19 protein-coding genes, 5 tRNA genes, 3 rRNA genes and 1 other RNA gene are annotated in these 25,343 nt (G+C 63.3%); 19 read left to right on the top strand and 9 right to left on the bottom strand.

The genetic code is table 11. The annotated features are described in order from the left end of the window. The first annotated feature begins 19 nt into the window (after window positions 1-19). Entirely contained in the window at window positions 20-1,153 is a 1,134-nt protein-coding gene (bioF, locus tag BJP62_RS08160) for an 8-amino-7-oxononanoate synthase (protein ID WP_070532483.1), read from the top strand. Next, window positions 1,150-1,917: a pimeloyl-ACP methyl ester esterase BioH gene (bioH, locus tag BJP62_RS08155; RefSeq protein ID WP_070528762.1), complete on the top strand. Its 768-nt coding sequence runs from the start codon at window positions 1,150-1,152 to the stop codon at window positions 1,915-1,917. The genes bioF and bioH overlap by 4 nt, the downstream gene beginning before the upstream one ends. Before the next feature lie 11 nt (window positions 1,918-1,928). On the opposite strand, the gene BJP62_RS08150 is transcribed toward bioH, so the two are convergent. From BJP62_RS08150 to grxC, 5 genes are all read right to left on the bottom strand, one after another. Next, window positions 1,929-2,006, bottom strand: a non-coding RNA gene (locus tag BJP62_RS08150) — sX9 sRNA. Window positions 2,007-2,068: 62 nt separating this feature from the next. Then, window positions 2,069-2,800 (bottom strand): metallophosphoesterase, encoded by a 732-nt coding sequence (locus tag BJP62_RS08145; protein WP_168163816.1) that lies wholly within the window; start codon window positions 2,798-2,800, stop codon window positions 2,069-2,071. Next, window positions 2,797-3,789: an NAD(P)H-dependent glycerol-3-phosphate dehydrogenase gene (locus BJP62_RS08140; RefSeq protein WP_070528759.1), complete on the bottom strand. Its 993-nt coding sequence runs from the start codon at window positions 3,787-3,789 to the stop codon at window positions 2,797-2,799. The genes BJP62_RS08145 and BJP62_RS08140 overlap by 4 nt, the downstream gene beginning before the upstream one ends. A 136-nt stretch (window positions 3,790-3,925) precedes the next feature. Then, the gene (gene secB, locus BJP62_RS08135; protein WP_070528756.1) at window positions 3,926-4,408 is read right to left on the bottom strand and encodes a protein-export chaperone SecB; all 483 of its coding nucleotides are present in this window, start codon (window positions 4,406-4,408) and stop codon (window positions 3,926-3,928) included. A 101-nt stretch (window positions 4,409-4,509) separates the two neighbouring features. Next, on the bottom strand, window positions 4,510-4,770 hold the full coding sequence (gene grxC, locus BJP62_RS08130; RefSeq protein WP_070528753.1) for a glutaredoxin 3: 261 nt from the start codon (window positions 4,768-4,770) through the stop codon (window positions 4,510-4,512). 637 nt (window positions 4,771-5,407) lie between these two features. Between grxC and BJP62_RS08125 the strand changes: the two genes are divergently transcribed. From BJP62_RS08125 to rrf, 5 genes are all read left to right on the top strand, one after another. Beyond that, window positions 5,408-6,942: ribosomal RNA gene (locus BJP62_RS08125) — 16S ribosomal RNA — on the top strand. Between the two features lie 61 nt (window positions 6,943-7,003). Then, window positions 7,004-7,080 (top strand) — tRNA-Ile (locus BJP62_RS08120). A 35-nt stretch (window positions 7,081-7,115) separates the two neighbouring features. Next, window positions 7,116-7,188: transfer RNA gene (locus BJP62_RS08115), tRNA-Ala, on the top strand. Between the two features lie 267 nt (window positions 7,189-7,455). Continuing rightward, a 23S ribosomal RNA gene (locus BJP62_RS08110) occupies window positions 7,456-10,347 on the top strand. Window positions 10,348-10,472: 125 nt separating this feature from the next. Then, window positions 10,473-10,585, top strand: a 5S ribosomal RNA gene (rrf, locus tag BJP62_RS08105). Together the 16S, 23S and 5S rRNA genes with 2 tRNA genes alongside form the textbook arrangement of a ribosomal RNA operon. Before the next feature lie 777 nt (window positions 10,586-11,362). On the opposite strand, the gene BJP62_RS08100 is transcribed toward rrf, so the two are convergent. The 3 genes from BJP62_RS08100 to BJP62_RS08090 all read right to left on the bottom strand — a co-directional run bounded on the left by BJP62_RS08100 (window position 11,363) and on the right by BJP62_RS08090 (window position 11,653). Further along, a tRNA-His gene (locus tag BJP62_RS08100) sits at window positions 11,363-11,438 on the bottom strand. A gap of 35 nt (window positions 11,439-11,473) precedes the next feature. After that, window positions 11,474-11,550: transfer RNA gene (locus tag BJP62_RS08095), tRNA-Arg, on the bottom strand. A gap of 26 nt (window positions 11,551-11,576) precedes the next feature. Continuing rightward, a tRNA-Pro gene (locus BJP62_RS08090) sits at window positions 11,577-11,653 on the bottom strand. A gap of 128 nt (window positions 11,654-11,781) precedes the next feature. On the opposite strand from BJP62_RS08090, the gene folD reads away from it, so the two are divergent. The 11 genes from folD to BJP62_RS18390 all read left to right on the top strand — a co-directional run bounded on the left by folD (window position 11,782) and on the right by BJP62_RS18390 (window position 21,977). After that, a complete protein-coding gene (gene folD, locus BJP62_RS08085; protein ID WP_070528746.1) occupies window positions 11,782-12,636 on the top strand; it encodes a bifunctional methylenetetrahydrofolate dehydrogenase/methenyltetrahydrofolate cyclohydrolase FolD in 855 nt (284 codons plus the stop codon). 1 nt (window position 12,637) lies between these two features. Next, a complete protein-coding gene (locus tag BJP62_RS08080; protein ID WP_070528744.1) occupies window positions 12,638-13,663 on the top strand; it encodes a quinone-dependent dihydroorotate dehydrogenase in 1,026 nt (341 codons plus the stop codon). 145 nt (window positions 13,664-13,808) lie between these two features. Beyond that, complete coding sequence (gene rsxA, locus BJP62_RS08075) at window positions 13,809-14,390, top strand: electron transport complex subunit RsxA (RefSeq protein ID WP_070528742.1); 582 nt, start codon at window positions 13,809-13,811, stop codon at window positions 14,388-14,390. A gap of 10 nt (window positions 14,391-14,400) precedes the next feature. Then, a complete protein-coding gene (rsxB, locus tag BJP62_RS08070; protein ID WP_070528739.1) occupies window positions 14,401-14,961 on the top strand; it encodes an electron transport complex subunit RsxB in 561 nt (186 codons plus the stop codon). Next, on the top strand, window positions 14,958-17,075 hold the full coding sequence (gene rsxC / locus BJP62_RS08065; RefSeq protein ID WP_070528736.1) for an electron transport complex subunit RsxC: 2,118 nt from the start codon (window positions 14,958-14,960) through the stop codon (window positions 17,073-17,075). Before rsxB ends, rsxC begins: the two co-directional genes overlap by 4 nt. Then, entirely contained in the window at window positions 17,072-18,250 is a 1,179-nt protein-coding gene (locus BJP62_RS18395; RefSeq protein ID WP_070528734.1) for a DinB family protein, read from the top strand. Before rsxC ends, BJP62_RS18395 begins: the two co-directional genes overlap by 4 nt. After that, window positions 18,247-19,287 (top strand): RnfABCDGE type electron transport complex subunit D, encoded by a 1,041-nt coding sequence (locus tag BJP62_RS08055; protein ID WP_070528732.1) that lies wholly within the window; start codon window positions 18,247-18,249, stop codon window positions 19,285-19,287. Before BJP62_RS18395 ends, BJP62_RS08055 begins: the two co-directional genes overlap by 4 nt. Further along, complete coding sequence (rsxG, locus tag BJP62_RS08050; protein ID WP_070528729.1) at window positions 19,284-19,916, top strand: electron transport complex subunit RsxG; 633 nt, start codon at window positions 19,284-19,286, stop codon at window positions 19,914-19,916. Before BJP62_RS08055 ends, rsxG begins: the two co-directional genes overlap by 4 nt. Further along, on the top strand, window positions 19,916-20,620 hold the full coding sequence (locus tag BJP62_RS08045) for an electron transport complex subunit E (protein WP_070528726.1): 705 nt from the start codon (window positions 19,916-19,918) through the stop codon (window positions 20,618-20,620). The genes rsxG and BJP62_RS08045 overlap by 1 nt, the downstream gene beginning before the upstream one ends. A gap of 73 nt (window positions 20,621-20,693) precedes the next feature. Continuing rightward, entirely contained in the window at window positions 20,694-21,344 is a 651-nt protein-coding gene (gene nth, locus BJP62_RS08040) for an endonuclease III (RefSeq protein ID WP_070528725.1), read from the top strand. Continuing rightward, window positions 21,345-21,977: a hypothetical protein gene (locus BJP62_RS18390; RefSeq protein ID WP_145927148.1), complete on the top strand. Its 633-nt coding sequence runs from the start codon at window positions 21,345-21,347 to the stop codon at window positions 21,975-21,977. A 238-nt stretch (window positions 21,978-22,215) separates the two neighbouring features. On the opposite strand, the gene BJP62_RS08035 is transcribed toward BJP62_RS18390, so the two are convergent. Beyond that, a complete protein-coding gene (locus tag BJP62_RS08035; protein WP_070528722.1) occupies window positions 22,216-23,181 on the bottom strand; it encodes a GyrI-like domain-containing protein in 966 nt (321 codons plus the stop codon). A gap of 335 nt (window positions 23,182-23,516) precedes the next feature. Between BJP62_RS08035 and BJP62_RS19235 the strand changes: the two genes are divergently transcribed. Continuing rightward, window positions 23,517-25,343: a carbohydrate-binding protein gene (locus tag BJP62_RS19235; protein ID WP_070528719.1), complete on the top strand. Its 1,827-nt coding sequence runs from the start codon at window positions 23,517-23,519 to the stop codon at window positions 25,341-25,343.

Genomic DNA, 25,343 nt, shown 5'->3' with positions numbered 1-25,343 from the left:
ACGTTCCGTGCTGACCGCCATGCCTTTCGACGCCCTCGAAGCCGATCTCGAAGCCCGCCGCGCCGCGGACCTGTACCGCCGGCGCCGCATTCTCGGCAGCCCGCAGGGCGCGATCGTCGACGTCGACGGCCGGCGGCTCGTCAATTTCTGCAGCAACGACTACCTCGGCCTCGCCAGCCACCCCGACATCATCGCCGCGGCGCAGGCCGGCGCGGCACGCTGGGGCGTCGGCAGTGGCGCGTCGCACCTCGTCTGCGGCCACAGCGCCGCGCACGAGGCGATGGAGGCGCGGCTTGCGGCCTTCGTCGGCAAGCCGGCGGCGCTGTCGCTGTCGACCGGCTACATGGCCAACCTCGCCGCGATCACCGCGCTGGTCGGCCGCGGCGACGCGATCTTTGCCGACAAGCTCAATCACGCGTCGCTGAATGACGCCTGCCAGCTCTCGCACGCCACGTTCAAGCGCTTTCCCCACAACGATCTCGAGCGGCTCGAACGGCTGCTGGCGACCACCGAGGCACGGCGCAGGCTGATCGTCGTCGATGCGGTGTTCAGCATGGACGGCGACAGCGCGCCGCTGGCGGAGATCGTGCGGCTGGCCGAGCGCTACGACGCGTGGGTCTACGCCGACGACGCACACGGCTTCGGCGTGCTCGGCGACGGCCACGGCAGCGCGGCCGGCATCGCCTCGCCGCGGCTGATCTACATGGCGACGCTCGGCAAGGCCGCCGGCGTCGCCGGCGCCTTCATCGCCGCCGAACCGGTGGTGATCGACTACCTGGTCAACGTCGCCCGGCCGTACATCTACACCACCGCCGCGCCGCCGCTGCTCGCCGAGGCGGTGCTCGCCAGCGTCGAGCTGATCGAGCGCGAGCACTGGCGCCGCGAGGCACTGGCGGCGCATATCGCCCGCCTGCGCGCGCTGTTGAGCGGACTGCTGCCGTCGCAAACGCCGATCCAGCCGCTCGTCGTCGCCGACAACGCCGCCGCACTGGCGCTGTCGCAACGGCTGCGCGACGACGGGCTGTGGGTGTCGGCGATCCGCCCGCCGACGGTGCCGACGCCGCGCCTGCGCATCTGCCTGTCGGCCGCGCACGAGGCCGGCGACATCACCCGCCTGGCGACGACGCTGGCTTCACTTCTGGACAAGCAATGAACCTGCATTTCGATACCGTGGGGCGCGGCGACGACGTCGTCTGGCTGCACGGCTGGGCGATGAACGGCGCCGTCTGGCGCGATGTCGCCGGTGCGCTCGCCGGCGACGCCTGCCATCACCTGGTCGACCTGCCCGGCCACGGCCGCAGCGCGACCGATACGCCGCTGTCGCTGGCCATGATGGTCGACGCGCTCGACGCCGCGTTTCCGTTCCCGGTCCACGTTGTCGGCTGGAGCCTCGGCGGCGCGGTCGCAACCGCATGGGCATTGCGCTCGCCGGACAAGCTGCGTTCGCTGTCGCTGGTCGCCTCGAGCCCGTGCTTCATGCAGCGGCCGGGCTGGGGGAGCGCGATGCCCGAAAAAACACTGGCGCAGTTTGCCGCCAGCCTCGGCGACGACTGGCGCGGCACGCTCAAGCGCTTCATCAGCCTGCAGGCGATGGGCGACGAATCGGCGCGGGTGGTCGCGCGCCGGCTCGGCGACGAGCTGTTCGAGCACGGCGAACCGTCGCTGACCGCGCTGGCCGAAGGCCTGGCCATGCTGCGCGACACCGACCTGCGCGACCGGGTCGGCGCGCTCGGCCTGCCGGTGCTGCTGCAGTTCGGCGACCGCGACACGCTGACGCCGCTGCCCGCCGGTGCCTGGCTGGCGCAGACCTTGCCGCAGGCCGAATTCGTCGTCCACCGCGGCGCCGCACACGTCCCCTTCGTCTCGCACCGCGACGCCTTCATCTCGGCACAGCGGCGGTTTCTGGCTGCAATCTGAAGGAGCAAAGAAGCGATCAGCAAGATCGGCGAGCGGCCGTCAGCGCGGGAAGGCCAGCGCGCAGGAACCGGAATGGACATGAAGTCCATGAGGATTCCGAGCACTGCCCGACCCGCGATCACGGCTGCGCAGCCATCTTGATGATTGCTTCTTAGGCCCAGCCCGAGGAGAGCCACTGTCCCCAGTCGAGCCGGTCCCGGTCGAGCGCCTGTTCGACCGCCTGCTCGTGGTCGTACGGTACCGCACGGTGGTCGATCAGCCAGCCGCGGTCGCTGGCCTCGATGCGTGCATAGCGCGCGAGCGGCGCGCCGGTCTGCATCGCGTGCGGCGGGTCGGCATCGCGGAACGCCGGCAGGCCGACGCTGCCCGGATTGACGATCATCCGGCCGTCCGGCAGCGTGACCACGCGCGGGATATGGCTGTGGCCGCAGGCCATGATCTCGGCGACGATGCCGGTCGCGTCGGCGTTGATGTCGCCGAGCGCGCGCAGCCCGTCGTCGAGGTCCTCGAGCCAGTAGCGTGTGTCGTCGCCGGGTTTGCCGTGACAGAGATAGATGAGATTGTCGACCAGCATGCTCGCCGGCCGTTTCTGCAGCCAGCGCCAGCCGGCATCGCCGAGTTCGTCGACGACGAAATCCATCGTCGCCGACGACGCGGCGGCGATGATCTCGCGATCCTGCTTGCCGTTGACGCCGAGCACGCGCCGCGTTTCGGACTCCGCCAGCAGCCGCTGCCAGGTGCCGCGCGGGTCGAGCGGACCGTACAGCGTGTCGCCGAGGTCGAGCAGCGTCGCGCCGGGCCAGTCGGCCAGGTCGGCGAGCACCGCATCGAGCGCGGCCAGGTTGCCGTGGATGTCCGAGAGCAGCGCGTAGCGCAGTTTCACCGCTGCGCTTCCATCTTCGGTGCGCGCTCCATCAGTGCGCTGACGATCTCGGGCACGCTGGCGCCGTCGAACAGCAGCCGGCAGACCGCGGCGGTGATCGGCATGTCGACGCCGAGCGTGCTGGCCTGACGGTTGACCTCGCGCGCGGTCGGCACGCCTTCGGCGACATGGCCGAGGCTGGCCAGCGCCTGATCGAGCGTCAGTCCTTCGGCGAGCTTGAGGCCGACGCGGCGGTTGCGGCTCAGGTCACCGGTCGCGGTCAGCAGCAGGTCGCCGATGCCGGCGAGCCCCATGAAGGTTTCGGCACGCGCACCGAGCGCGGCGCCGAAGCGGCTCATCTCGGCCAGACCGCGCGTCAGCAGCGCTGCCCGCGCGTTCAGGCCGTAGCCGAGCCCGTCACAGACGCCGGCGGCGATCGCCAGCACGTTCTTGACCGCCGCACCGATCTCGACGCCGATCAGGTCGTCGCTGGCATAGAGCCGCAGCACCGGGGTGTTCAGGGTTTCGACGATGCGCTGCGCGAATGCGGCATCGGTCGCGGCGATCGTCACCGCGCCGGGCAGGCCCTTGGCCACTTCCTGCGCGAAGCTCGGCCCGGACAGCATGCCGCGCGGCACCGCCGGGTCCATTTCCTCGTTGGCGACGTCGTGCGGAAACTTCATCGTCCCGGCTTCGAGCCCCTTGCACGCCCACAGCACCGGCGACGTCGAGCCGAGTTCGCGCAGCGCGCGCAGCGTGCCGCGCAGGCCCGACATCGGCGTGACGATCAGCACGCAATCGGCCGCGGCAACGGCATCGGCGAGCGAAGCGCTGACCGACAGCGCGGGCGGAAACGGTGCGTCGGCCAGATAGCGCGGATTGGCGCGCTCGGCGCGCATCGTCTCGACCTGTTCGGCATCCCGGCTCCACAGCGTCACGTCGCATTGGTCGGCAAAGCGGATCGCCAGCGCGGTGCCCCAGGCCCCGGCGCCGAGTACGGCGAGTTTCATCAGAGTCGTCCTCCACTGTATTCCGATATAGCCGATCGCCCGAAGCATGTCGGGCATGGCTACAAATGACAACGCGCCGTGGCGGGCCACGGCGCGTCTTGACCGACCCGCGCCTGAGGGCGGGGCGGGCGCACGTTTAGTGCGTGGTCTCGGTGGTACCGGCCTGCTGTTGCGCAGCCTGCTGCGCGCGCTGTTGCAGGTAGATCGCCTCGAAGTTGATCGGCTGCAGCAGCAGCGGCGGGAAGCCGGCGCGGGTGGTCAGGTCCGACACGGTCTCGCGCAGGTAGGGGAAGAGGATGCTCGGTGCGCCGATGCCCAGCAGCGGGTCCATCTCTTCGGCCGGCACGTGCTCGATCTGGAACAGGCCGGCCTGGGTGGCCTCGATCAGGAATACCGTGCGGTCTTCGACCTGGGCCTGGGCGGTCACGGTCAGGCTCACTTCATAGAAACCGTTGTCGAAGCCGCGGGCTTCGTTGCGGAACTGGATGTTGAATTCGGGTTGCAACTGCTCGAGGAAGGCTTGCGGCGCGTTCGGCGATTCGACCGAAACGTCCTTCACATAGATCTTCTGGATCGCGAATACCGGCTGGTTTTCCGCTGCTTGGTTTTCTTCGCTCATGATTCCTTCCTGGGTGTCACGGTGTGTGTTTGATTGCTTTGAACAGCGCGCGAAATCATCGCACGATTCCAGTGCTGCTGCCACTTGGCGCGGCGCAGCGGTTAATCTGCCTCAAGCAGCGGCATCAGCCCGCCGGCGCGATCGAGCGCGGCCAGATCGTCATAGCCGCCGACATGGGTTTCGCCGATGAAGATCTGCGGCACGGTGCGCCGGCCGGTTTTCTGCATCATCGTTTCGCGCTGGGCCGGGTCGAGATCGATCCGGACCTTTTCGATCGTCGCGACGCCGCGTGCGCTCAGCAGCCGCTCGGCCATCACGCAGTACGGGCAGACGCCCGTGCTGTACATCACCACTCTGGGCATGGTTGCTCGTTCCAATAAATCAGACATCTGTTTTCAGTAAGTGGGGGCGGCCGCTCCGGCTGCAAGTGCGCTCGGTCGTGATCGCATTGCGGCTTTTGCACATAGATACTCGCGCGAGCGATGACAACGGGCGGCCCTGGCCGCCCGTTGTTCTTTTGGGCGCGGTGAAGCCGGCACTGCCGATGCTGGACGAGCCGGTGGCGGCATTCCAGGCCGGCCGGCGAGGCCGAAACTGACGGATTTCATGCATTTGGCATGGGTTTGTCAGCTTTGCCGCAGGGCAGGGCGGGCTGGCGCGAATGCGTCGGATTCCGGGGTGCTGAAATTTCGCTGTCCGATCAGGGGTTTATCGGTTGTGCTGCGAAATTGTTGCGGCGGGGTGTTGACGGAAGACGGGGAAGTGCTTAAAGTTGCGTTCTCTGCTGATGACGCAGCGAAAGAAACGAAGCGAAACCCGCCGAGTTTACCGAGCGAAGCGTCCTGAAGCAAGCGATCTTTAACAAATTACAGCCGATGAGTGTGAGTGCTTGATGAGTGCATCAAGTACTTGCACTTAAATGATAGAAAGCAGTCTGGCCGCTTCGGTGGTCGGGCGAGTTTTTTTGAGTTAACGCAAGTGCGCAACTATTCAGTGATTAAACGAAAGAGTTTGATCCTGGCTCAGATTGAACGCTGGCGGCATGCTTTACACATGCAAGTCGAACGGGGTTGAGGAGCTTGCTCTTCAATCTAGTGGCGAACGGGTGAGTAATACATCGGAACGTGCCCAGTAATGGGGGATAACCTGCCGAAAGGCAAGCTAATACCGCATACGCCCTGAGGGGGAAAGTGGGGGATCGCAAGACCTCACGTTATTGGAGCGGCCGATGGCTGATTAGCTAGTTGGTGAGGTAAAGGCTCACCAAGGCGACGATCAGTAGCGGGTCTGAGAGGACGACCCGCCACACTGGGACTGAGACACGGCCCAGACTCCTACGGGAGGCAGCAGTGGGGAATCTTGGACAATGGGCGAAAGCCTGATCCAGCAATGCCGCGTGGGTGAAGAAGGCCTTCGGGTTGTAAAGCCCTTTTGTCAGGGAGGAAATTCTGGCCCCTAATACGGGTCGGGGATGACAGTACCTGAAGAATAAGGACCGGCTAACTACGTGCCAGCAGCCGCGGTAATACGTAGGGTCCAAGCGTTAATCGGAATTACTGGGCGTAAAGCGTCCGCAGGTGGCTTGTTAAGAGCGATGTGAAAGCCCCGGGCTCAACCTGGGAACTGCATTGCTGACTGGCTCGCTAGAGTACGGCAGAGGGGGGTGGAATTCCGCGTGTAGCAGTGAAATGCGTAGAGATGCGGAGGAACACCGATGGCGAAGGCAACCCCCTGGGCTGATACTGACACTCATGGACGAAAGCGTGGGGAGCAAACAGGATTAGATACCCTGGTAGTCCACGCCCTAAACGATGTCTACTAGTTGTTGGGCTTTTCGGAGCTTAGTAACGCAGCTAACGCGGGAAGTAGACCGCCTGGGGAGTACGGCCGCAAGGTTAAAACTCAAAGGAATTGACGGGGGCCCGCACAAGCGGTGGATGATGTGGATTAATTCGATGCAACGCGAAAAACCTTACCTGGTCTTGACATGTCTGGAATCCCGAAGAGATTTGGGAGTGCCGTAAGGAGCCAGAACACAGGTGCTGCATGGCTGTCGTCAGCTCGTGTCGTGAGATGTTGGGTTAAGTCCCGCAACGAGCGCAACCCTTGCCATTAGTTGCTACCATTCAGTTGAGCACTTTAATGGGACTGCCGGTGACAAACCGGAGGAAGGTGGGGATGACGTCAAGTCCTCATGGCCCTTATGACCAGGGCTTCACACGTCATACAATGGTTGGTCACAGAGGGTCGCGAAGCCGCGAGGTGGAGCCAATCCCATAAAACCAATCGTAGTCCGGATCGCAGTCTGCAACTCGACTGCGTGAAGTCGGAATCGCTAGTAATCGCGGATCAGCATGTCGCGGTGAATACGTTCCCGGGCCTTGTACACACCGCCCGTCACACCATGGGAGTGGGTTTTACCAGAAGTAGCTAGGCTAACCTTCGGGAGGCCGGTTACCACGGTAGGATTCATGACTGGGGTGAAGTCGTAACAAGGTAGCCGTAGGGGAACCTGCGGCTGGATCACCTCCTTTAAAGATAATGCCTCATTAAGCATTCACACTCATCGGCTGTAGGTTAGAGATACGGAGAACTGGGTCAGTAGCTCAGTCGGTTAGAGCACCGTCTTGATAAGGCGGGGGTCGCTGGTTCGATTCCAGCTTGACCCACCATTTGCTTTGCGGATGGACAAACAGTTTGATCCGATGGGGGCATAGCTCAGTTGGGAGAGCATCTGCTTTGCAAGCAGAGGGTCGTCGGTTCGATCCCGTCTGCCTCCACACCTTGCGGTGAGCCATCACCGTGTTGGTTTAGATCCGGAAGGACTCAGAATCAAGTGCATTCAATCGAGAGATTGCGTGGATTTCATTCTGACTGCTTCAGTTGGACGAGATTTATTCTCTGTATCGCTCTTTAACAAGATAGAAGAAGCAAGACTCAAATTTATTCAGTAATGAATGGGTTTGATTGCATCGAGTTTTGAATTCGAGAGAATTCGAAGTCGCAAACACAGCTTGTAGCCGCAAACCACGTGTTTGAGGTTATAGGATCAAGCGACTAAGTGCATCTGGTGGATGCCTTGGCGATCACAGGCGATGAAGGACGCGGCAGCCTGCGAAAAGCTGCGGGGAGCTGGCAAACAAGCTTTGATCCGCAGATATCCGAATGGGGAAACCCGGCCCTTTTGGGTCATCCATGACTGAATACATAGGTCATGTGAGGCGAACCCGGCGAACTGAAACATCTAAGTAGCCGGAGGAAAAGAAATCAACCGAGATTCCCAAAGTAGTGGCGAGCGAAATGGGAAGAGCCTGTACGTGATAGCGGTAGTCTTAGTAAAACGGCATGGAAAGGCCGGCGATAGTGGGTGATAGCCCCGTATACGAAAAGACCATCGTGGTACTAAGCGTACGACAAGTAAGGCGGGACACGAGAAATCCTGTCCGAAGATGGGGGGACCATCCTCCAAGGCTAAATACTCGTGATCGACCGATAGTGAACCAGTACCGTGAGGGAAAGGCGAAAAGAACCCCGGGAGGGGAGTGAAATAGAACCTGAAACCGGATGCATACAAACAGTGGGAGCCCCCTCGTGGGGTGACTGCGTACCTTTTGTATAATGGGTCAGCGACTTACGTTCAGTAGCGAGCTTAACCGAATAGGGGAGGCGTAGGGAAACCGAGTCCGAATAGGGCGATCAGTTGCTGGGCGTAGACCCGAAACCAGGTGATCTATCCATGGCCAGGATGAAGGTGCGGTAACACGCACTGGAGGTCCGAACCCACTAATGTTGCAAAATTAGGGGATGAGCTGTGGATAGGGGTGAAAGGCTAAACAAACCTGGAAATAGCTGGTTCTCCCCGAAAACTATTTAGGTAGTGCCTCAAGTATCACTAACGGGGGTAAAGCACTGTTATGGCTAGGGGGTCATCGCGACTTACCAAACCATGGCAAACTCTGAATACCGTTAAGTGCGAGCTTGGGAGACAGACATCGGGTGCTAACGTCCGGTGTCAAGAGGGAAACAACCCAGACCGCCGTCTAAGGTCCCAAATGATCAATTAAGTGGAAAACGAGGTGGGAAGGCATAGACAGCCAGGATGTTGGCTTAGAAGCAGCCATCATTTAAAGAAAGCGTAATAGCTCACTGGTCGAGTCGTCCTGCGCGGAAGATGTAACGGGGCTCAAATTGATAACCGAAGACGCGGATATGTACTCTGTACATATGGTAGGGGAGCGTTCCGTAAGCCTGTGAAGGTGACTTGTAAAGGTTGCTGGAGGTATCGGAAGTGCGAATGCTGACATGAGTAGCGTTAAAACGGGTGAAAAGCCCGTTCGCCGAAAGCCCAAGGTTTCCTACGCAACGTTAATCGGCGTAGGGTGAGTCGGCCCCTAAGGCGAGGCTGAAAAGCGTAGTCGATGGGAAACAGGTTAATATTCCTGTACCGATTCTGAGTGCGATGTGGGGACGGAGAAAGGTAGGTCAGCCATCTGTTGGAATAGGTGGTTTAAGCGTGTAGGTGGGGGATTTAGGCAAATCCGGATCCCTGTTAACACTGAGGCGTGACGACGAGGGCCCATTGGGCCTGAAGTGATTGATCCTATGCTTCCAGGAAAAGCCACTAAGCTTCAGCTCAGAATTGACCGTACCGCAAACCGACACTGGTGGGCAGGATGAGAATTCTAAGGCGCTTGAGAGAACTCAGGAGAAGGAACTCGGCAAATTGACACCGTAACTTCGGGAGAAGGTGTGCCTCTGTAGGGTGAAGCGACTTGCTCGTGGAGCTCGAAGAGGTTGCAGTGAAAAGGTGGCTGCGACTGTTTATCAAAAACACAGCACTCTGCTAACACGAAAGTGGACGTATAGGGTGTGACGCCTGCCCGGTGCCGGAAGGTTAATTGATGGGGTGCAAGCTCTTGATCGAAGCCCCGGTAAACGGCGGCCGTAACTATAACGGTCCTAAGGTAGCGAAATTCCTTGTCGGGTAAGTTCCGACCCGCACGAATGGCGTAACGATGGCCACACTGTCTCCTCCTGAGACTCAGCGAAGTTGAAGTGTTTGTGAAGATGCAATCTCCCCGCTGCTAGACGGAAAGACCCCGTGAACCTTTACTGTAGCTTTGCATTGGACTTTGAAGTGGTTTGTGTAGGATAGGTGGGAGGCTTTGAAGCAGAGACGCTAGTTTCTGTGGAGCCGTCCTTGAAATACCACCCTGACCCCTTTGAGGTTCTAACCTTGGTCCGTCATCCGGATCGGGGACCGTGCATGGTAGGCAGTTTGACTGGGGCGGTCTCCTCCCAAAGTGTAACGGAGGAGCTCGAAGGTTACCTAGGTACGGTCGGACATCGTACTGATAGTGTAATGGCACAAGGTAGCTTGACTGCGAGACTGACACGTCGAGCAGGTGCGAAAGCAGGACATAGTGATCCGGTGGTTCTGTATGGAAGGGCCATCGCTCAACGGATAAAAGGTACTCCGGGGATAACAGGCTGATTCCGCCCAAGAGTTCACATCGACGGCGGAGTTTGGCACCTCGATGTCGGCTCATCACATCCTGGGGCTGTAGCCGGTCCCAAGGGTATGGCTGTTCGCCATTTAAAGTGGTACGTGAGCTGGGTTCAAAACGTCGTGAGACAGTTTGGTCCCTATCTGCAGTGGGCGTTGGAAATTTGAGGGGGGCTGCTCCTAGTACGAGAGGACCGGAGTGGACGCATCTCTGGTGTACCGGTTATCACGCCAGTGGTATCGCCGGGTAGCTAAATGCGGAAGAGATAAGCGCTGAAAGCATCTAAGCGCGAAACTTGCCTCAAGATGAGATTTCCCTGGGAACTTGATTCCCCTGAAGGGTCGTGGAAGACCACCACGTTGATAGGTCGGGTGTGGAAGCGCAGTAATGCGTTAAGCTAACCGATACTAATTGCCCGTGCGGCTTGATCCTATAACCTGAACCGCGTGGTTCGGGTGTGTTGCGACAAGCTCGACACAATCAAACCGAGCCTTTGCTTCTTCTATCGAATTCAGAGATATGACTAGTAGTAAACAGTCGTAACTCAACCAGTTACGTCTGGCGACCATAGCGAGTTGGTCCCACGCCTTCCCATCCCGAACAGGACCGTGAAACGACTCAGCGCCGATGATAGTGCGGGTTCCCGTGTGAAAGTAGGTCATCGCCAGACTCCCCATAGAAACCCCCCCATCAGCGAAGCTGGTGGGGGGTTTTGCTTTAGGGGGCTGAAAACGGCAACACGGGCTCGTGTTATGGCGGAGCCGGTGACGTTGAGCGGTGAGGCTGGGTCTTGCCAGCTTCCCGGCGGTTCGAGGAAGGGGTACTGAATGGCGCAAGCTGGCCGACGAGGCGCCACTGGCCAAGGAGCGCGGAGAACGGGGTCGTCCAGCCGGTGGCCGAGGCCCCAGGCAGCGCCATGACGGTTACCGGGGGTCGTGGGTGGGTTGCAGTTTGCTTGGTGCTGATCTCGCCAATGCTTTCCCCGATGCGCTCGAGGGTGACCTGTGACGCTGCCCGGGGTGGAAAGGCGCGCAAGCCGATGCCTATTGTTACCCGGTGGGGCAAGTAGGTCGTCGCAGCGCAAGCCGCTACCGGGTGGGGCGAGTTCCACGAAAAGGGGCTGGCCGGGGACTCCTGCGATGGGCGGGTGATTGGTGATCCGGTATCGGTCGTCTGCCGGTGCTCAACCGCTGTGCAGTGGCAGGTTCAAGCCCGCCGGTGCCCCTGTGCTTGATGGCGACTACTGGGTGATACGGAGGGGGGAGTGCTGCCGTTTGCGGCGATAGGGCGTGCCCTGCGGCCGGCAACCGACCGGAGCTTGATGATCATCCTGTCCCGCTTGGGTTTTCACGCGGCGGGGCACGGTGCCGGCCGTTGTGGCGTCACCATGTCGTTTTCCGGTGGCGGAAAAGCAAAAAGCCCTTGATTGCTCAAGGGCTTTTTAACTTGGGGTGGCTGATGGGGCTCGAACCCACGACAACAGGAATCACAATCCTGGACTCTACCAACTGAGCTACAGCCACCACTGAAACTTGTACTGCCAACTGCCGGGAAAACCTGGCGCACCCGACAGGAATCGAACCTGTAACCTACGGCTTAGAAGGCCGTTGCTCTATCCGGTTGAGCTACGGGCGCCGTGTTGCCAGCGTTGATCGCTTGTCTGGTCGGGGCGGTGGGATTCGAACTCACGACCCCCTGGTCCCAAACCAGGTGCGCTACCAGACTGCGCTACGCCCCGAACAGAGGCCGGAATATAGCCCGGACGGGCCGGTTTCGTCAAGCCCCCCGTACCCGGAGATTGAGCGGAAAGGGTCAACAATGAGAGAATGCGCCGATTATTCAGTCAGTTGCTTCCGGAGTTGCCCGATGTCCGCCCAGATCCTCGATGGGAAAGCCATTTCTCAAGAACTCATCCGCGACGTGCGCGCGCGCGTGGACGCCCGTGTGGCGGCCGGCAAGCGTGCACCGGCGCTGGCGGTCGTGCTGGTGGGCAGCGACCCGGCAAGCCAGGTCTACGTGGGCAACAAGAAGCGCCAGTGCGAGAACGCCGGCATCACCTCGCTGGCGTACGATCTGCCGGCCGAGACGGGCGAGGCCGAGCTGCTGGCGCTGGTCGAGAAGCTCAACAAGGACGATGCGGTCGACGGCATCCTCGTGCAGCTGCCGCTGCCGGGGCACCTGAATGCCGACAAGATCATCGAGCTGATCGACCCGAGCAAGGACGTCGACGGCTTCCACCCGTACAACATCGGCCGGCTGGCGCTGAAGATGCCGCTGCTGCGGCCGTGCACGCCGCGCGGGGTGATGACGCTGCTGGAGAAGACCGGCATCGACATCGTCGGCAAGGATGCGGTGGTCGTCGGTGCGTCGAACATCGTCGGCCGCCCACAGGCGCTCGAGCTGCTGCTGGCGCGTGCGACGGTGACCGTCTGCCACAGCAAGACGAAAGACCTCGCCGACAAGGTGCGCGGTGCCGACATCGTCGTCGCCGGCGTCGGCATTCCCAACTTCGTCAAGGGCGAGTGGATCAAGGACGGCGCGATCGTCATCGACGTCGGCATCAACCGGCTCGAGAGCGGCAAGCTCTGCGGTGACGTCGAGTTCGACGTGGCCAAGGAAAAAGCCAGCTGGATCACGCCGGTGCCGGGCGGCGTCGGCCTGATGACGGTGGCCACGCTGATGCAGAACACGCTCGATGCGTGCGAGAAGCGGGGCGCCTGAGTTGAGCTATCCGCTGCTACGCCCGCTGCTGTTCGCGCTCGACGCCGAACGCGCCCACGGCCTGACGCTCGGGCTGATCGACACGCTGCACAGCTTCGGCTTCCTGCGCGCGTTCGCGCACCAGGCCGAGCCGTCGCCGGTGACGGTGATGGGGATCGAGTTTCCGAACCCGGTCGGCCTGGCCGCCGGGCTCGACAAGAACGGCGAGCACATCGATGCGCTTGCCGAGCTCGGTTTCGGTTTCATCGAAGTCGGTACCGTGACGCCGCGGCCGCAGCCGGGCAATCCGAAGCCGCGGCTGTTCCGGCTGCCCGAGGCCGAGGGCATCATCAACCGGATGGGTTTCAACAACGGCGGCGTCGACGCGCTGATCGAGAATGTCCAGCGCGCGCAGTACCGGGGCGTGCTGGGGATCAATATCGGCAAGAACGCCGATACGCCGATCGAGAAGGCGACCGGCGACTACCTGATCGGACTCGAGAAGGTCTACGAGTACGCGAGCTACGTGACGGTGAACATCAGCTCGCCGAACACCAAGAACCTGCGCCAGCTCCAGCAGTCGGACGAACTGGCACAACTGCTCGACGCGCTCAAGGCCAAGCAGCTGGCGCTGGCGAACCGCGACGGCCGCTATGTGCCGCTGGCGCTGAAGATCGCGCCGGACCTCGATGCCCATCAGGTCGAGGACATCGCCGAGCGGCTGGTGGGCAGCGGTATCGACGCGGTGATCGCGACCAATACCACGCTCGGCCGGACCGGGGTCGAGCACCTGAAGCACGGCAAGGAGGCCGGCGGCCTGTCGGGGGCGCCGGTGCGCTCGAAGTCGACGCACGTGATCCGCGATCTGGCCGAGGCGCTGCACGGCAAGCTGCCGATCATCGGTGCCGGCGGCATTCTGGCCGGCGAGCATGCGGTCGAGAAGGTCCGCGCTGGCGCAAGCCTGGTGCAGCTGTACAGCGGGCTGATCTACCGCGGCCCGCAGCTTGTGGCCGATTGCGTCGAGGCGATTGCCGCGCTGCGCGACTGAGCCGGGTGCAGCTTCGGCGGGCAGGGCGGCGTGAAGCCGCCCTTTTTGCTTGCGGGGCGCTACGATGTTGATCAAACCGGCTTGTTGCCCGAGGGGCGAGCCGGATAATACCGGGCTTCAATCCCGGGTTTTCTGGTGACGGCGGATGGAACTGAACCATTACCTGCTGGTGCTGGTCGGCGCGGTGCTCGTCAACAATGTGGTGTTGGTGCGCATCCTCGGCCTGTGCCCGTTCATGGGCGTGTCGAAAAAGCTCGAGGCGTCGATCGGCATGGGCCTGGCGACGGCCTTCGTGCTGACGCTCGCCTGCGGTACCTCGTGGCTGACCGACCAGCTGCTGATTGCATGGCAGCTCGAATACCTGCGCACGCTGGCCTTTATTGTCATCATCGCGGCGATCGTCCAGTTCACCGAGATGTTCATCCACAAGACCAGCCCGGCGCTGTACCAGACGCTGGGCATCTACCTGCCGCTGATTACGACCAACTGTGCGGTGCTCGGCGTGCCGCTGATCAATTCGCAGGCGAAGAACGGCTTTGTCGAATCGCTGGTGTTCGGCTTCGGCAGTGCGGTCGGCTTCTCGCTGATCCTGATCCTGTTCGCGGCGATCCGCGAGCGGCTCGAAGGTGCCGACATTCCGGCGCCGTTCAAGGGCTCGCCGATCGCCTTCATCACCGCCGGACTCATGAGCCTTGCGTTCATGGGCTTCTCAGGCCTGGTCAAGTGAGAGTGAGGCAATGAGTTTCTGGCTGGCCCTCGGGCTGATGATCGCGCTGGCGCTGCTGCTCGGCGCGATCCTCGGCGTCGCGGCAATCCGCTTCAAGGTCGACGAAGACCCGCTGGTCGACAAGATCGACGCCATCCTGCCGCAGACGCAGTGTGGCCAGTGCGGCTTTCCGGGCTGCAAGCCGTACGCGACCGCGATCGCCAACGACGAGGCCGAGATCAACCAGTGCCCGCCCGGCGGCGACGACGGCGTGCGCAAGCTGGCCGAGCTGCTTGGCAAGGAATACAAGCCGCTGAACGCCGAGAACGGGGTCGAAAAGCCGAAGTCGCTGGCGGTGATCGACGAAAACACCTGCATCGGCTGTACCTTGTGCATCCAGGCCTGTCCGGTCGACGCGATCGTCGGCGCGGCCAAGCAGCTGCATACGGTGATCGCGTCCGAGTGCACCGGCTGCGAGCTGTGCATCGCCCCGTGTCCGGTCGACTGCATCGAGATGCGTGACGTCGGCGAAGCCGCGGCGACGTGGCGTTGGCGCTATCCGGTGATCCAGCTCAGGAAGGTGGCGGCATGAGCGCGCGGACTCTCTACCGCTTCAACGGCGGCGTGCATCCGCCAGAGCACAAGAGCGAGTCGTCCGGCACCGCTATTGTTGCCGGACCGCTGCCGGCGCAACTCGTGCTGCCGTTGCGGCAGAGCATCGGCAACGCCGCCAAGCCGCTGGTCGCCGTCGGCGAGCGGGTGCTGAAAGGCCAGATGATCGCCGCGGCCGACGGCAGTGTCTCGGCGGCGCTGCACGCGCCGACGTCGGGCACCGTGCTTGCGATCGAGGAGCGGCTGGTTGCGCATCCGTCGGGGCTGACCGAGGCGAGTGTCGTCATCGACAGCGACGGGCTGGATGCGTGGTGCGAACGCACGCCGTTCGACTGGCGCGCCGCGCAGGCCGCCAGCGACGGCAGGGCGATCCGCGACTACCTGCGCGACATGGGCGTCGTCGGCCTTGGCGGCGCGGTGTTTCCGTCGCACCTGAAACTCGCCGGCCGCGACGTGCTCGACACGCTGATCATCAACGGCGCCGAGTGCGAACCGTATATCACCTGCGACGATCGGCTGATGCGCGAACGCGCCGCCGACATCGTCGCAGGCGTGGAGATCGTCCGGCAGCTGCTGAGTGCGCGCGAGGTGCTGATCGGCATCGAGGACAACAAGTCCGAGGCCGTTGCTGCCTTGCGCTGCGCGATTGCAGAGGCGGGCGCAGCGGTCGACGTCGTCGTCGTGCCGACCTTGTATCCGTCCGGCGGCGCCAAGCAGCTGATCAAGCTGCTGACGAATATCGAGGTGCCGAGCGGCGTCCGCTCGACCGATCTGGGCGTGCAGTGCTTCAACGTCGCGACGGTCTACACGATCTATCGCGCGCTCGAACACGCCGAGCCGGTGATCAGCCGCGTCGTCACGCTGACCGGCAATGTCGCGCGTCCCGGCAATGTCGAGGCGCTGATCGGCACGCCGCTGGCCGATCTGATGGCGTTCGCCGGCGAGCAGCCGGGCACGCGCGAGCATATCTACGGCGGACCGATGATGGGTTTTGCGCTGCCGGGTCTTGAGGCCGGGCTCACGAAGGCCGGCAACTGCATCATCGCGACGGCACCGGCCGACTTCCCGGACAAGGGCCGCGAGATGCCGTGCATCCGCTGCGGCGAGTGCGCCAGCGCCTGCCCGGCCGAGCTGCAGCCGATGGACCTGTACTGGTTTGCCCGCAGCCGCGAGTTCGGCCGCGCGCAGGAGCGCAATCTGTTCGACTGCATCGAGTGCGGCGCCTGCGCCTACGTCTGCCCGTCGAGCATCCGGCTGGTCGATTACTACCGCTTCGCCAAGTCCGAGATCTGGGCGGCCGAGGCGAACAAGAAGGCCGCCGACAAGGCGCGCGAGCGGCACGAATTCAAGCAATTCCGCGAGGAGCGGGAAAAGCGCGAGAAGGCCGAGCGCCTCGCGGCGCGGCAGGCCGCGGCTGCCAAGCCGGCCACCACAGCCGATGCCGTCAACCCGGCTGCGGCCGACAATGCGGAAGCCAAGGCCGCCAAGATCAGGGCGGCGATGGCGCGCGCGGCCGAACGCAAGGCCGCAGGCGGCGAGGCTGGCAGCGACGCGCAGGCCGCCGATGCGATGGACGCCGAAAAGCGCGCCAAGATCGCCGCGGCGATGGAAAAGGCGGCGGCACGCAAGGCGCACCTCGAATCGCTGCAGGCCGGCGAGGCACCCGCGGCGGAGGCGATTGACGAGGCCAAGGCCGAGAAGATTCGTGCTGCGATGGAAGCGGCTGCGCTGCGCAAGGCGGCGCGCGATGCGGCCAAAGTGGAGGCGGGCACCGAGCCAGTCGGGGACGCCGCAGCCATCGACGACGCCAAGGCGGCGAAGATCCGCGCCGCGATGGAAGCGGCCGCACAACGCAAGGCGCATCGCGAGTCGCTGCAGGCCGCAGCGCCGGTCGTTGACGCTGTTCCGGCCGCACCCGCACCCGCACTCGACCCGGAAAAGGCCGAGCGCATCCGCGCGGCGATGCAGAAGCGCGAGGAAGAAAAAGCCCGGCTGGCGGCGATGAGCCCCGAGGAGCGCGCTGCGCTCGACGCCGAGCGTCAGGCCCGGATCGACGCCGCCAAGGCGCGTGCCGCAGCGAAAGGTGGACAATGAGCATCCTGATCGTACCCGGCTACGGCGGTTCGGGCCCCGCGCACTGGCAGAGCCGCTGGCAGGCGCTGCATTCCGAATGCATGCGCGTCGAACAGGCCGACTGGGAGGCGCCCGATCTCGATGCCTGGATCGCGCAGCTCGACGCCGCCGTGCTCGCCGCCGGCCCCGATGTCAGGATCGCGGCACACAGCCTTGGCTGCCTGCTCGTCGCACACTGGGCGGCGCGCTCGCCAAGGCCGGTTGCCGGCGCGCTGCTCGTCGCCGTGCCTGATCCGGCGGGGGGCGAGTTTCCGCTTGCCGCGGCCGGTTTCGGCCCGGTGCCGACGGCGCGCCTGCCGTTTGCGGCGACGATGATCGCCAGCCGGAATGATCCGTACGCGGGCTGGGCGTTCAGCCGGCAGGTGGCGACGGACTGGGGCGTGCAACTGGTCGATGCCGGCGAACGCGGCCACCTGAACGCCGACTCCGGGCTTGCCGACTGGGCCGAGGGCTGGTGCCTGCTGCAGGGGCTCGGTCTTGCCGACGCGGTGATCGGCCCGGCGCAGCTGGCGCTGATGGCGCGCTACAACGCGCACATGAACGCCAAGCTGTACGCCGCGGCGGCGAGCCTGCCCGAAGCCGAGCTGATGCGCGATCGCGGCGCCTACTTCGGTTCGCTGTTCGCGACGCTGAACCACCTTGTCGTCGCCGACATCCTCTGGCTGAAGCGCTTCGCCGCGCATCCACGCGGCGGAGTGAATGGACAGACCTCCGCGCATCCACGCGGCGGATCGAATGGACTGACCTCCGTGCATCCACGCGGCGGATCGAATGGGCTGGCCACCGCGCATCCGGGCGAGCACACCAAGGCCCTGGCGCCGGTGGTGGCGCTGCCGATGCCGGCCGGGCTGGACGCGATCGTCTGCGCCGATCTTGCGTCGCTGGCTGCATTGCGCAGCGTGCTCGACCACGCGATCGGCAGCTGGATCGGCGGCCTGAGCCTAGCGCTGCTGGCCGAGACGCTGCACTACACCCGCGCCAATGGCGTTGCCTGCCAGAAGCGTCTGGGCGACGTGCTGCTGCATTTCTTCAACCACCAGACGCACCATCGCGGCCAGGCGAGTACCCTACTGTGCCAGGCCGGTGTCGACCTCGGCGTGACCGATCTCGCGCCCCTGATTGCGGACGCCGAATGATCACTTCCCCGTTCCTGACCAAGCCGACACCACTTCAGGTCGTCATGGCCAAGGTGCTGCTGGCGTTGCTGCCGGGCATCGCGGTCCACTTGTACGTGTTCGGCGCCGGCATCCTCGTCCAGCTGCTGCTGGCGACGCTGACCGCGCTCGGCGTCGAAGCCGCCTGCCTGAAGCTGCGCGACTTTCCGGTCAGACCCTTCATTACCGACGGTTCGGCCGTCGTCACCGCCTGGCTGCTGGCGCTGTCGCTGCCGCCGCTGGCGCCGTGGTGGATGATCGTGCTGGCAACGGCGATCGCGATCGGCATGGCCAAACACCTGTACGGCGGGCTGGGGCAGAACACCTTCAACCCGGCGATGGTCGGCTTTGCGGTGATGATGGTGTCGTTTCCGGCGCAGATGTCGCGCTGGGCGGCGCCCCAGATGCAACAAGCGACCGAGCTGGATGCGCTGGCGCAGATCGGCTACATCTTCACCGGCCGGCTGCCCGTGCCGTTCGACGCGATCGCGTCGGCAACGCCGCTCGATACCGTCAAGACGACGATCCTGCAGCATGGTGGCATCGGCGAGCTGTTTGCCGTGCCGCTGTTCCACGCCGGGCAACTCGGGGCAGGGTGGATGCCGAGCATGATGGGCTGGATCGCGCTGGCCTACCTCGTCGGTGGCGTCTATTTGTACGCGTCGAAAATCATTCCATGGCAGACGCCGGTGGCGTTTCTGGGGGCGCTGGCGGCACTGTCGGGCGTGCTTCATCTGGTCGACCCGGCGCGGTTCACGTCGCCGCTGTTCCATCTGTTTTCGGGCGCGGCGATGCTCGGCGCCTTCTTCATCATCACCGACCCGGTCTCGGGTCCGACGACGCCGCGCGGACGCCTGGTTTACGGCGCGCTGATCGGCGTGCTGGTCTACGTGATCCGCGTGTTCGGCGGCTATCCGGACGGCGTGGCGTTTGCGGTGCTGATCATGAATCTGGCCGCACCCTTCATCGACCAGTACACGCAACCGAAGGTGTTCGGTCGCAAGGGCGGGGCGGCATGAAGCGGATGGTCAAATCCGGCGTGCGCGGCGCGGCGACCTTGGCGCTGTTCGCGCTGGTGTTCACCGCGCTGATGGCCGGCACCTATGCGCTGACCCGCGATACGGTAAGGAAGAACGAGCTCGACGCCAAGGTGGCGCTGCTGGCGCAGGTGCTGCCGGCCGGCAGCTACGACAACGCGCTGCTCGATGATGCCGTCGTGGTGCCGAAGGCGGACGCGGCACGGCTCGGCAACGACACCGAGAGCCGCATCTATCTGGCGAAAAAAGCCGGCAAGACCGTCGGCGCGGTGGTCGAGGCGACGGCGCCGGACGGCTACGCCGGCAGGATCCGCCTGCTGATCGGTGTCGATGCCGCGGGCCGCGTGCTCGGCGTGCGGGTGGTCAGCCACAAGGAAACGCCGGGGCTCGGCGACTATATCGACGCGGCCAAGTCGGACTGGATCACCCAGTTCCGCTACAAAAGCACCAGCAACCCTGGCAATGCGCTATGGAAGGTGAAGAAGGACGGTGGCGCGTTCGACAGCCGCGCCGGCGCAACGATCAGCCCGCGTGCGGTGGTCACGGCGATCCACGCGACGCTGGTCTATGTCGATGCTCACCGCAATCAACTGTTTGGAGCCCTGCACTGATGGACAAGCTGATCGACAAGGAAGAAGCAAAGGCGATCGTCCACAACGGGCTGTGGAAGCAGAATGCCGGCGTGGTGCAGATCCTCGGCATGTGCCCGGTGCTGGTGATGTCGAACAACATCATCAACGGCGTCAGCCTCGGGCTGGCGACGAGTCTGGTGATGCTGATCTCGGGCATGGCGGTGGCGGCGATCCGCCGCTTCGTGCCGAACGAGCTGCGCACGCCGATCTTCATCCTGATCATTGCCGCCCTGGTGACGATGGTCGACCTGGCGATGAACGCCTGGGTGCACGGGCTGTACGTGGTGCTCGGCATCTTCATCCCGCTGATCACCACCAACTGCATCGTGCTGGCGCGCGCCGAGGCGTTTGCCAGCAAGAACGGCGTGCTGCAATCGGGGCTCGACGGCCTGTTCATGGGGCTGGGGCTGACCGGCGTGCTGGCGGTGCTTGGCGCGATGCGCGAACTGGTCGGGCAGGGCACGCTGCTCTCGAGCATCGACCTGCTGTTCGGCCCGCAGGCCAGAACCTGGGTGATCCACGTGATCCCGGCGGAAGCCAATTACCAGTTCCTGCTGGCGATGCTGCCACCGGGCGCATTCATCGGCCTCGGTTTCCTCGTCGCCGGCAAGATGGCGCTCGACCGGCGTGCCGAAGCCCGTGCCAAGGCCGTGCCGCCGCCCACAGCGAGCGCCGCGGCCTGATCCGGCGGGCGGCCGGCATCAGCGGTTAAAATGAACGCCCCGCGATCGGGGCGTTTTTTCGTATGGAGCATCAATGAACAAGGATACCCGCCGCGAATTCTTCCGCCGGCTCGCCGAGCTCGACCCGGAGCCGAGGAGCGAGCTCGAATACAGCACGCCGTTCGAACTGCTCGCCGCGGTGCTGCTGAGTGCGCAGGCGACCGACATCGGCGTCAACAAGGCAACGCGCCGGCTGTTCCCGGTGGCCAATACACCGGCGGCCATCCTCGCGCTCGGGCAGGAAGGGCTCGAGTCCTACATCGCCACGATCGGCCTCTACCGCAGCAAGGCCAAGCACCTGCTGCAGACCTGTGCGATTTTGCTTGAGCGCTACGGTGGCGAGGTGCCGAACGACCAGGCCGCGCTCGAATCGCTGCCCGGCGTCGGCCGCAAGACCGCCAACGTGGTGCGCAACGTCGCGTTTAAGGAACCGACGATGGCGGTCGACACCCACATCTTCCGCCTCGGCAACCGCACCGGCATGGCGCCGGGCAAGGACGTGCTCGCGGTCGAACTCAAGCTCCTGAAGGTGGTGCCGAAGGAATACATGCTGCACGCGCACCACTGGCTGATCCTGCATGGCCGTTATGTGTGCAAGGCACGCCGGCCCGAATGCTGGCGCTGCGTGGTTGCCGATCTGTGCGATTACAAAGACAAGGAAATGGTGCCGCCGAAGGGGAGGTAAATGGATATTGAAACGATAAGCAAAATGGTTGCCTTAGTAGTTGCTATTGCGGGTGTTGGCTGGAGAATGCTTGATTTTATTTATAGTAACAAATCAAGGCTACGTGAAGAGTATAAATTCGCCAGGGATTTTTTCGAAGATTTGACTTCGCAGAGAGCGCTTCACCCCTTTGTTATTGAAAAGGGCTATCATGCGATTTCGGGTACGACAGCAATTAAAGGTGAGGAGGTTGCATATATTTTAACGCTTGAGAATTCCGCTCAATTTTTGCGAGATTTTGTACTGTCGCGTAAATACTTAGATTATTTAAATTCGGCGGAATATTCTCAGATTGTTTTTGCAAGGAAATACCAAAATAGGTGGTCTAGAACTTGGCGAAAAGGGATTTACTTCTCTGGGTATGTGGTATTTGCGTTCTCTGCGTTATCTCCGCTTGTTCTCGCGACAACATTAGCTTTTCAGTCTAAGCAGTTGTTTGGTTTTCTTGCCTTTACGTTGCCTGTCTTTGGTTGGTTGGCGTTTGATGCTATCCGCTCTTTTGCCCGAATTTATCGAGGAGAAAAGCTCGTTGCAAGCCAGCAGAAATATATGAAAAAAGTAGTGCTCTCACCACCGGTGCGGCGGCGAGATTGAACCGATGAATAAATGCTTGGGATGTTAATCGAGGCTGTTGTTGTGGCTGGCTCGTAGGTTGAGTTGAATGCAGTGCAGCTCAACGGTCTTCGGGCTAATCAATTGGCCGTGTAGTGAATTTGTTCAAATTGTTTGGCCTTACGCTTCTTGCCTAAGCGACGATCTGCTCGTTTCAGTTTTATCGCTGGTTTAAAAAAAGGTGCGAATTCGCGATTTTTCTAAATTTCCAGCTCACCATTCAAAGCGGCCTTACCGGAATGCACAGCTCGCAACTGAAATCCTCGCGACTGGTGTCCTCGTCCGGTGCGCCGCTGTAGCGCTCGAAGCACGGCCGGTTGTCGAACTGGTAGCCGCTGCCCGGCAGCCAGTCGCGGGTCAGCGCCAGCCAGGCGTCGCCGATGGTGCGTACGTCGCCGCTGAAGCTGGCGACGGCGTAGCGGCCGCCGGGCAGCTCGGCAATGCCGGCTTCGCCGCTGGCGACGAAGTCGGCCGGGACTTCCACCGCCGCGTCGTAGCGGCATTTTTCCGGCAGCGTGACGCTCGGGTCGTCGTGGCCGATGCCGTAGCTGGTGTTGCCGGACAGGCCGTGCGTGCGTGCCCACGGTGCGAAGGTGCCGCGCCAGAACTGGCCGAGCGCCGGGCCGTAGGGGCCGATGTGGCGCAGGTAGGCGACGCGTACCGGTGGCAGGGTCTGGATCGTGACGTTCATGATGATCTCCGTGTCGGGTGACGTGTCCTCATCGTGCCCGGCCATATGGTTACCGGCCTGATCGTGCTTGCGATCCGGCTGATCCGGATTGCGGTTCTGCATGCGCCGCACGCGGATCGCATCGAGTTCGGCCTGCCAGCGGGCCGGTGCTTGCCGCCGCCAGTCGCTCGGCGTGACGCCGAAACGGGTCTTGAACGCGCGGGCGAACGCTTCACCCGAACCGAAACCGACCGCCAGTGCGATGTTCAGCACCGGTTCGCCGGGCCGGATGGCGAGCGTCGACGCGGCGACCTCCAGCCGTCTGCGGCGCACATAGTCGCCCAGCGTTTCGCCGAGCCAGGACTGGAAGACCCGGTGGAAATGGAACGGCGAGAAGTTCGCCACCCCGGCCAGCGTGGTGAGATCGAGCGGGGCGTCGAGGTGCCGGTCGATATGGTCGAGCACCCGGTTCATCCGGCGGCTGTATTCGGCGAAATGGAGATTGGGCAGGGCCATCGGGCAAGATGGAAGCGGCTGGTCAAGCAGCATCGCATGCGCCGGCCACGCCGGACAAGGCCAGGCGGACGCGCCGGCGCTGCGCTCGTGTACGAAGCAGATCGACACTGCTGGCCCATGCGGCGACACGGTGCGTTGGGTGCGAATGCAACGGCCGTTCGTGAACCTCGTTCAGCGGCGGTGACGATGCAGGCTGATGATTTTCATGGGTTTTATCCGTTTGTTCTGGCCGTTCGTGAAAAAGAGCGGGCCATCGGCTAGTCGAACGTCATCTGTTCTGAAACTGTGCGTGCGCGGCTGTAGACCGCACAACGACAGTGGATGGAGAAGTCTTGATGACGCATTTCAATCGTTTTGCCCTTGCCGCCATTCCGGCCGCGGTGCTGGCCGTACCGGTGTACGCGACCCCGGCACCGCTGTGCGTTGCCGCATGGAACGCGACCACCGCCTACAACGGCGGGGACAAGGTGGCCCTGAACGGCATCAACTACCAGGCCAACTGGTGGACGCAAGGCAACAGCCCGGCGACCCACTCCGGCCCGGCCGGCAGCGGCATGCCATGGACCAGTCTGGGTACGTGCAGCACCATTTCGACCCCGACCCCGACCCCGACCCCGACCCCGACCCCGACCCCGACCCCGAGCGGCTGCACCGACTGGCTGACGACGCCGGTCTACAACAGCGGCCAATGCGTGATCTACCAAGGCAAGATGTACCGCGCCAAGTGGTGGACGCAAGGTAGCGTACCGGGCGCCGAGCAATGGGGGCCGTGGGAGTATCTCGGCGACGTGCTACCACCTTCTCCGACTCCGACTCCGACTCCGACTCCGACTCCGACTCCGATCTACGCATCGCAGATCGTGGGAGACGTCTGCCCGGGCGAGGCACCGCATCCGACCTGGAGTGCCGGGGCCAGCTATGCCGCCGGCGCGACCGTCAAGCCGGCTGGCGGCACCTTCCGTGCCTACTACAACGGCAATTTCGCACCGGGCATTTTTGTCGCCAAGCAGACCCATGTCGCATCGACAGCAAACGAGCCGAAGGTGCTCGGCCAGGACAGCGTGTCGTTCGATGCCAGCCTCTGGTCGGTGGCCGCCGTGTACCCGAAACCGTGCCCGCCGCCGACGCCCACCCCGACGCCAACGCCGGTCCAGATCAGCGCGGCCGAGGTGACGACCTGGCGCGGTGGCGCCAAGGGCGCGTACTCGATGGTGCACGACGACTTCTGCAACAACGTCGTCAGCCAGAGCCACATCAACGTGGCCGAGCCCGCGCTGACGCAGCGGGGGCTGGTGGCGGGCTTCGGCATCGTCACCAACCTGTGCCAGCCCGGCCACTGGAGCGCGGCGCAGACTTTCATCACGAACGGTCATGAAATCATCAACCACTCGCGCAACCATCCGGTCGCCGGCAGTGGCGACGCCAACTGGGTGAACAGCGTCGAAATCAACGATTCGGTGCAGGACGTGAAGACCAGGCTGGGCGGCTACCAGATGAGCTACTTCATCTGGCCGAACGATACGGCGACCGATGCGGCGCTGACGTATCTGCGAGCGCAACCGGGTTATCTGGGCGGCCGGGGCAGCAACCGCGATCTTGGCGGCGGCAATATCGAGTACGTCGGCCGGGCCGCCGGCGTGAACGCCGCCAACTTCAGCGATCCGTACATGGTGAAGTGGGACCTGTTCACCGCTTCCGGCCAATGGTCGCTGTATCCGATGGGCAGCGAAATCCTCAACCTGCACGTCGATGCGGCGATCGATCAGGGCGGCTGGGCGACGCGGACCATGCATGCGGTCGACGACAACCCGAACAGCAGCTGGGAGCCGGTGCCGGTGGCGCGCTACCTCGGCCACCTCGATTACGTGAAGGCCAGGGTCGATGCCGGGCTGTTGTGGGTGGCGACGCCGTCGAACGTGATCCGCTACCGCTACGCCCGCGAAGCGTGCGCGCCGGCGCTCAACGGCAATCAGGTGGTGTTCAATACCGGCAACGCCGATTGCGTGAAGTACGCCACGCCGCTGACGCTGGACCTGAGCGCCAGTGCGGCGATCAGCGTCAGGCAGGGCGGCGGCGCGCTGGCGGTGAGGGCGCTCGGTAACGGCAAGTACCGCGTCGATGCCGATCCGCTGGCGGGGCCGCTGTCGGTGTTCGGCCAGTAA

The organism is Jeongeupia sp. USM3 (assembly GCF_001808185.1).
Lineage (GTDB): Bacteria > Pseudomonadota > Gammaproteobacteria > Burkholderiales > Chitinibacteraceae > Jeongeupia.
This window is presented reverse-complemented; position numbering and strand designations above follow the sequence as displayed.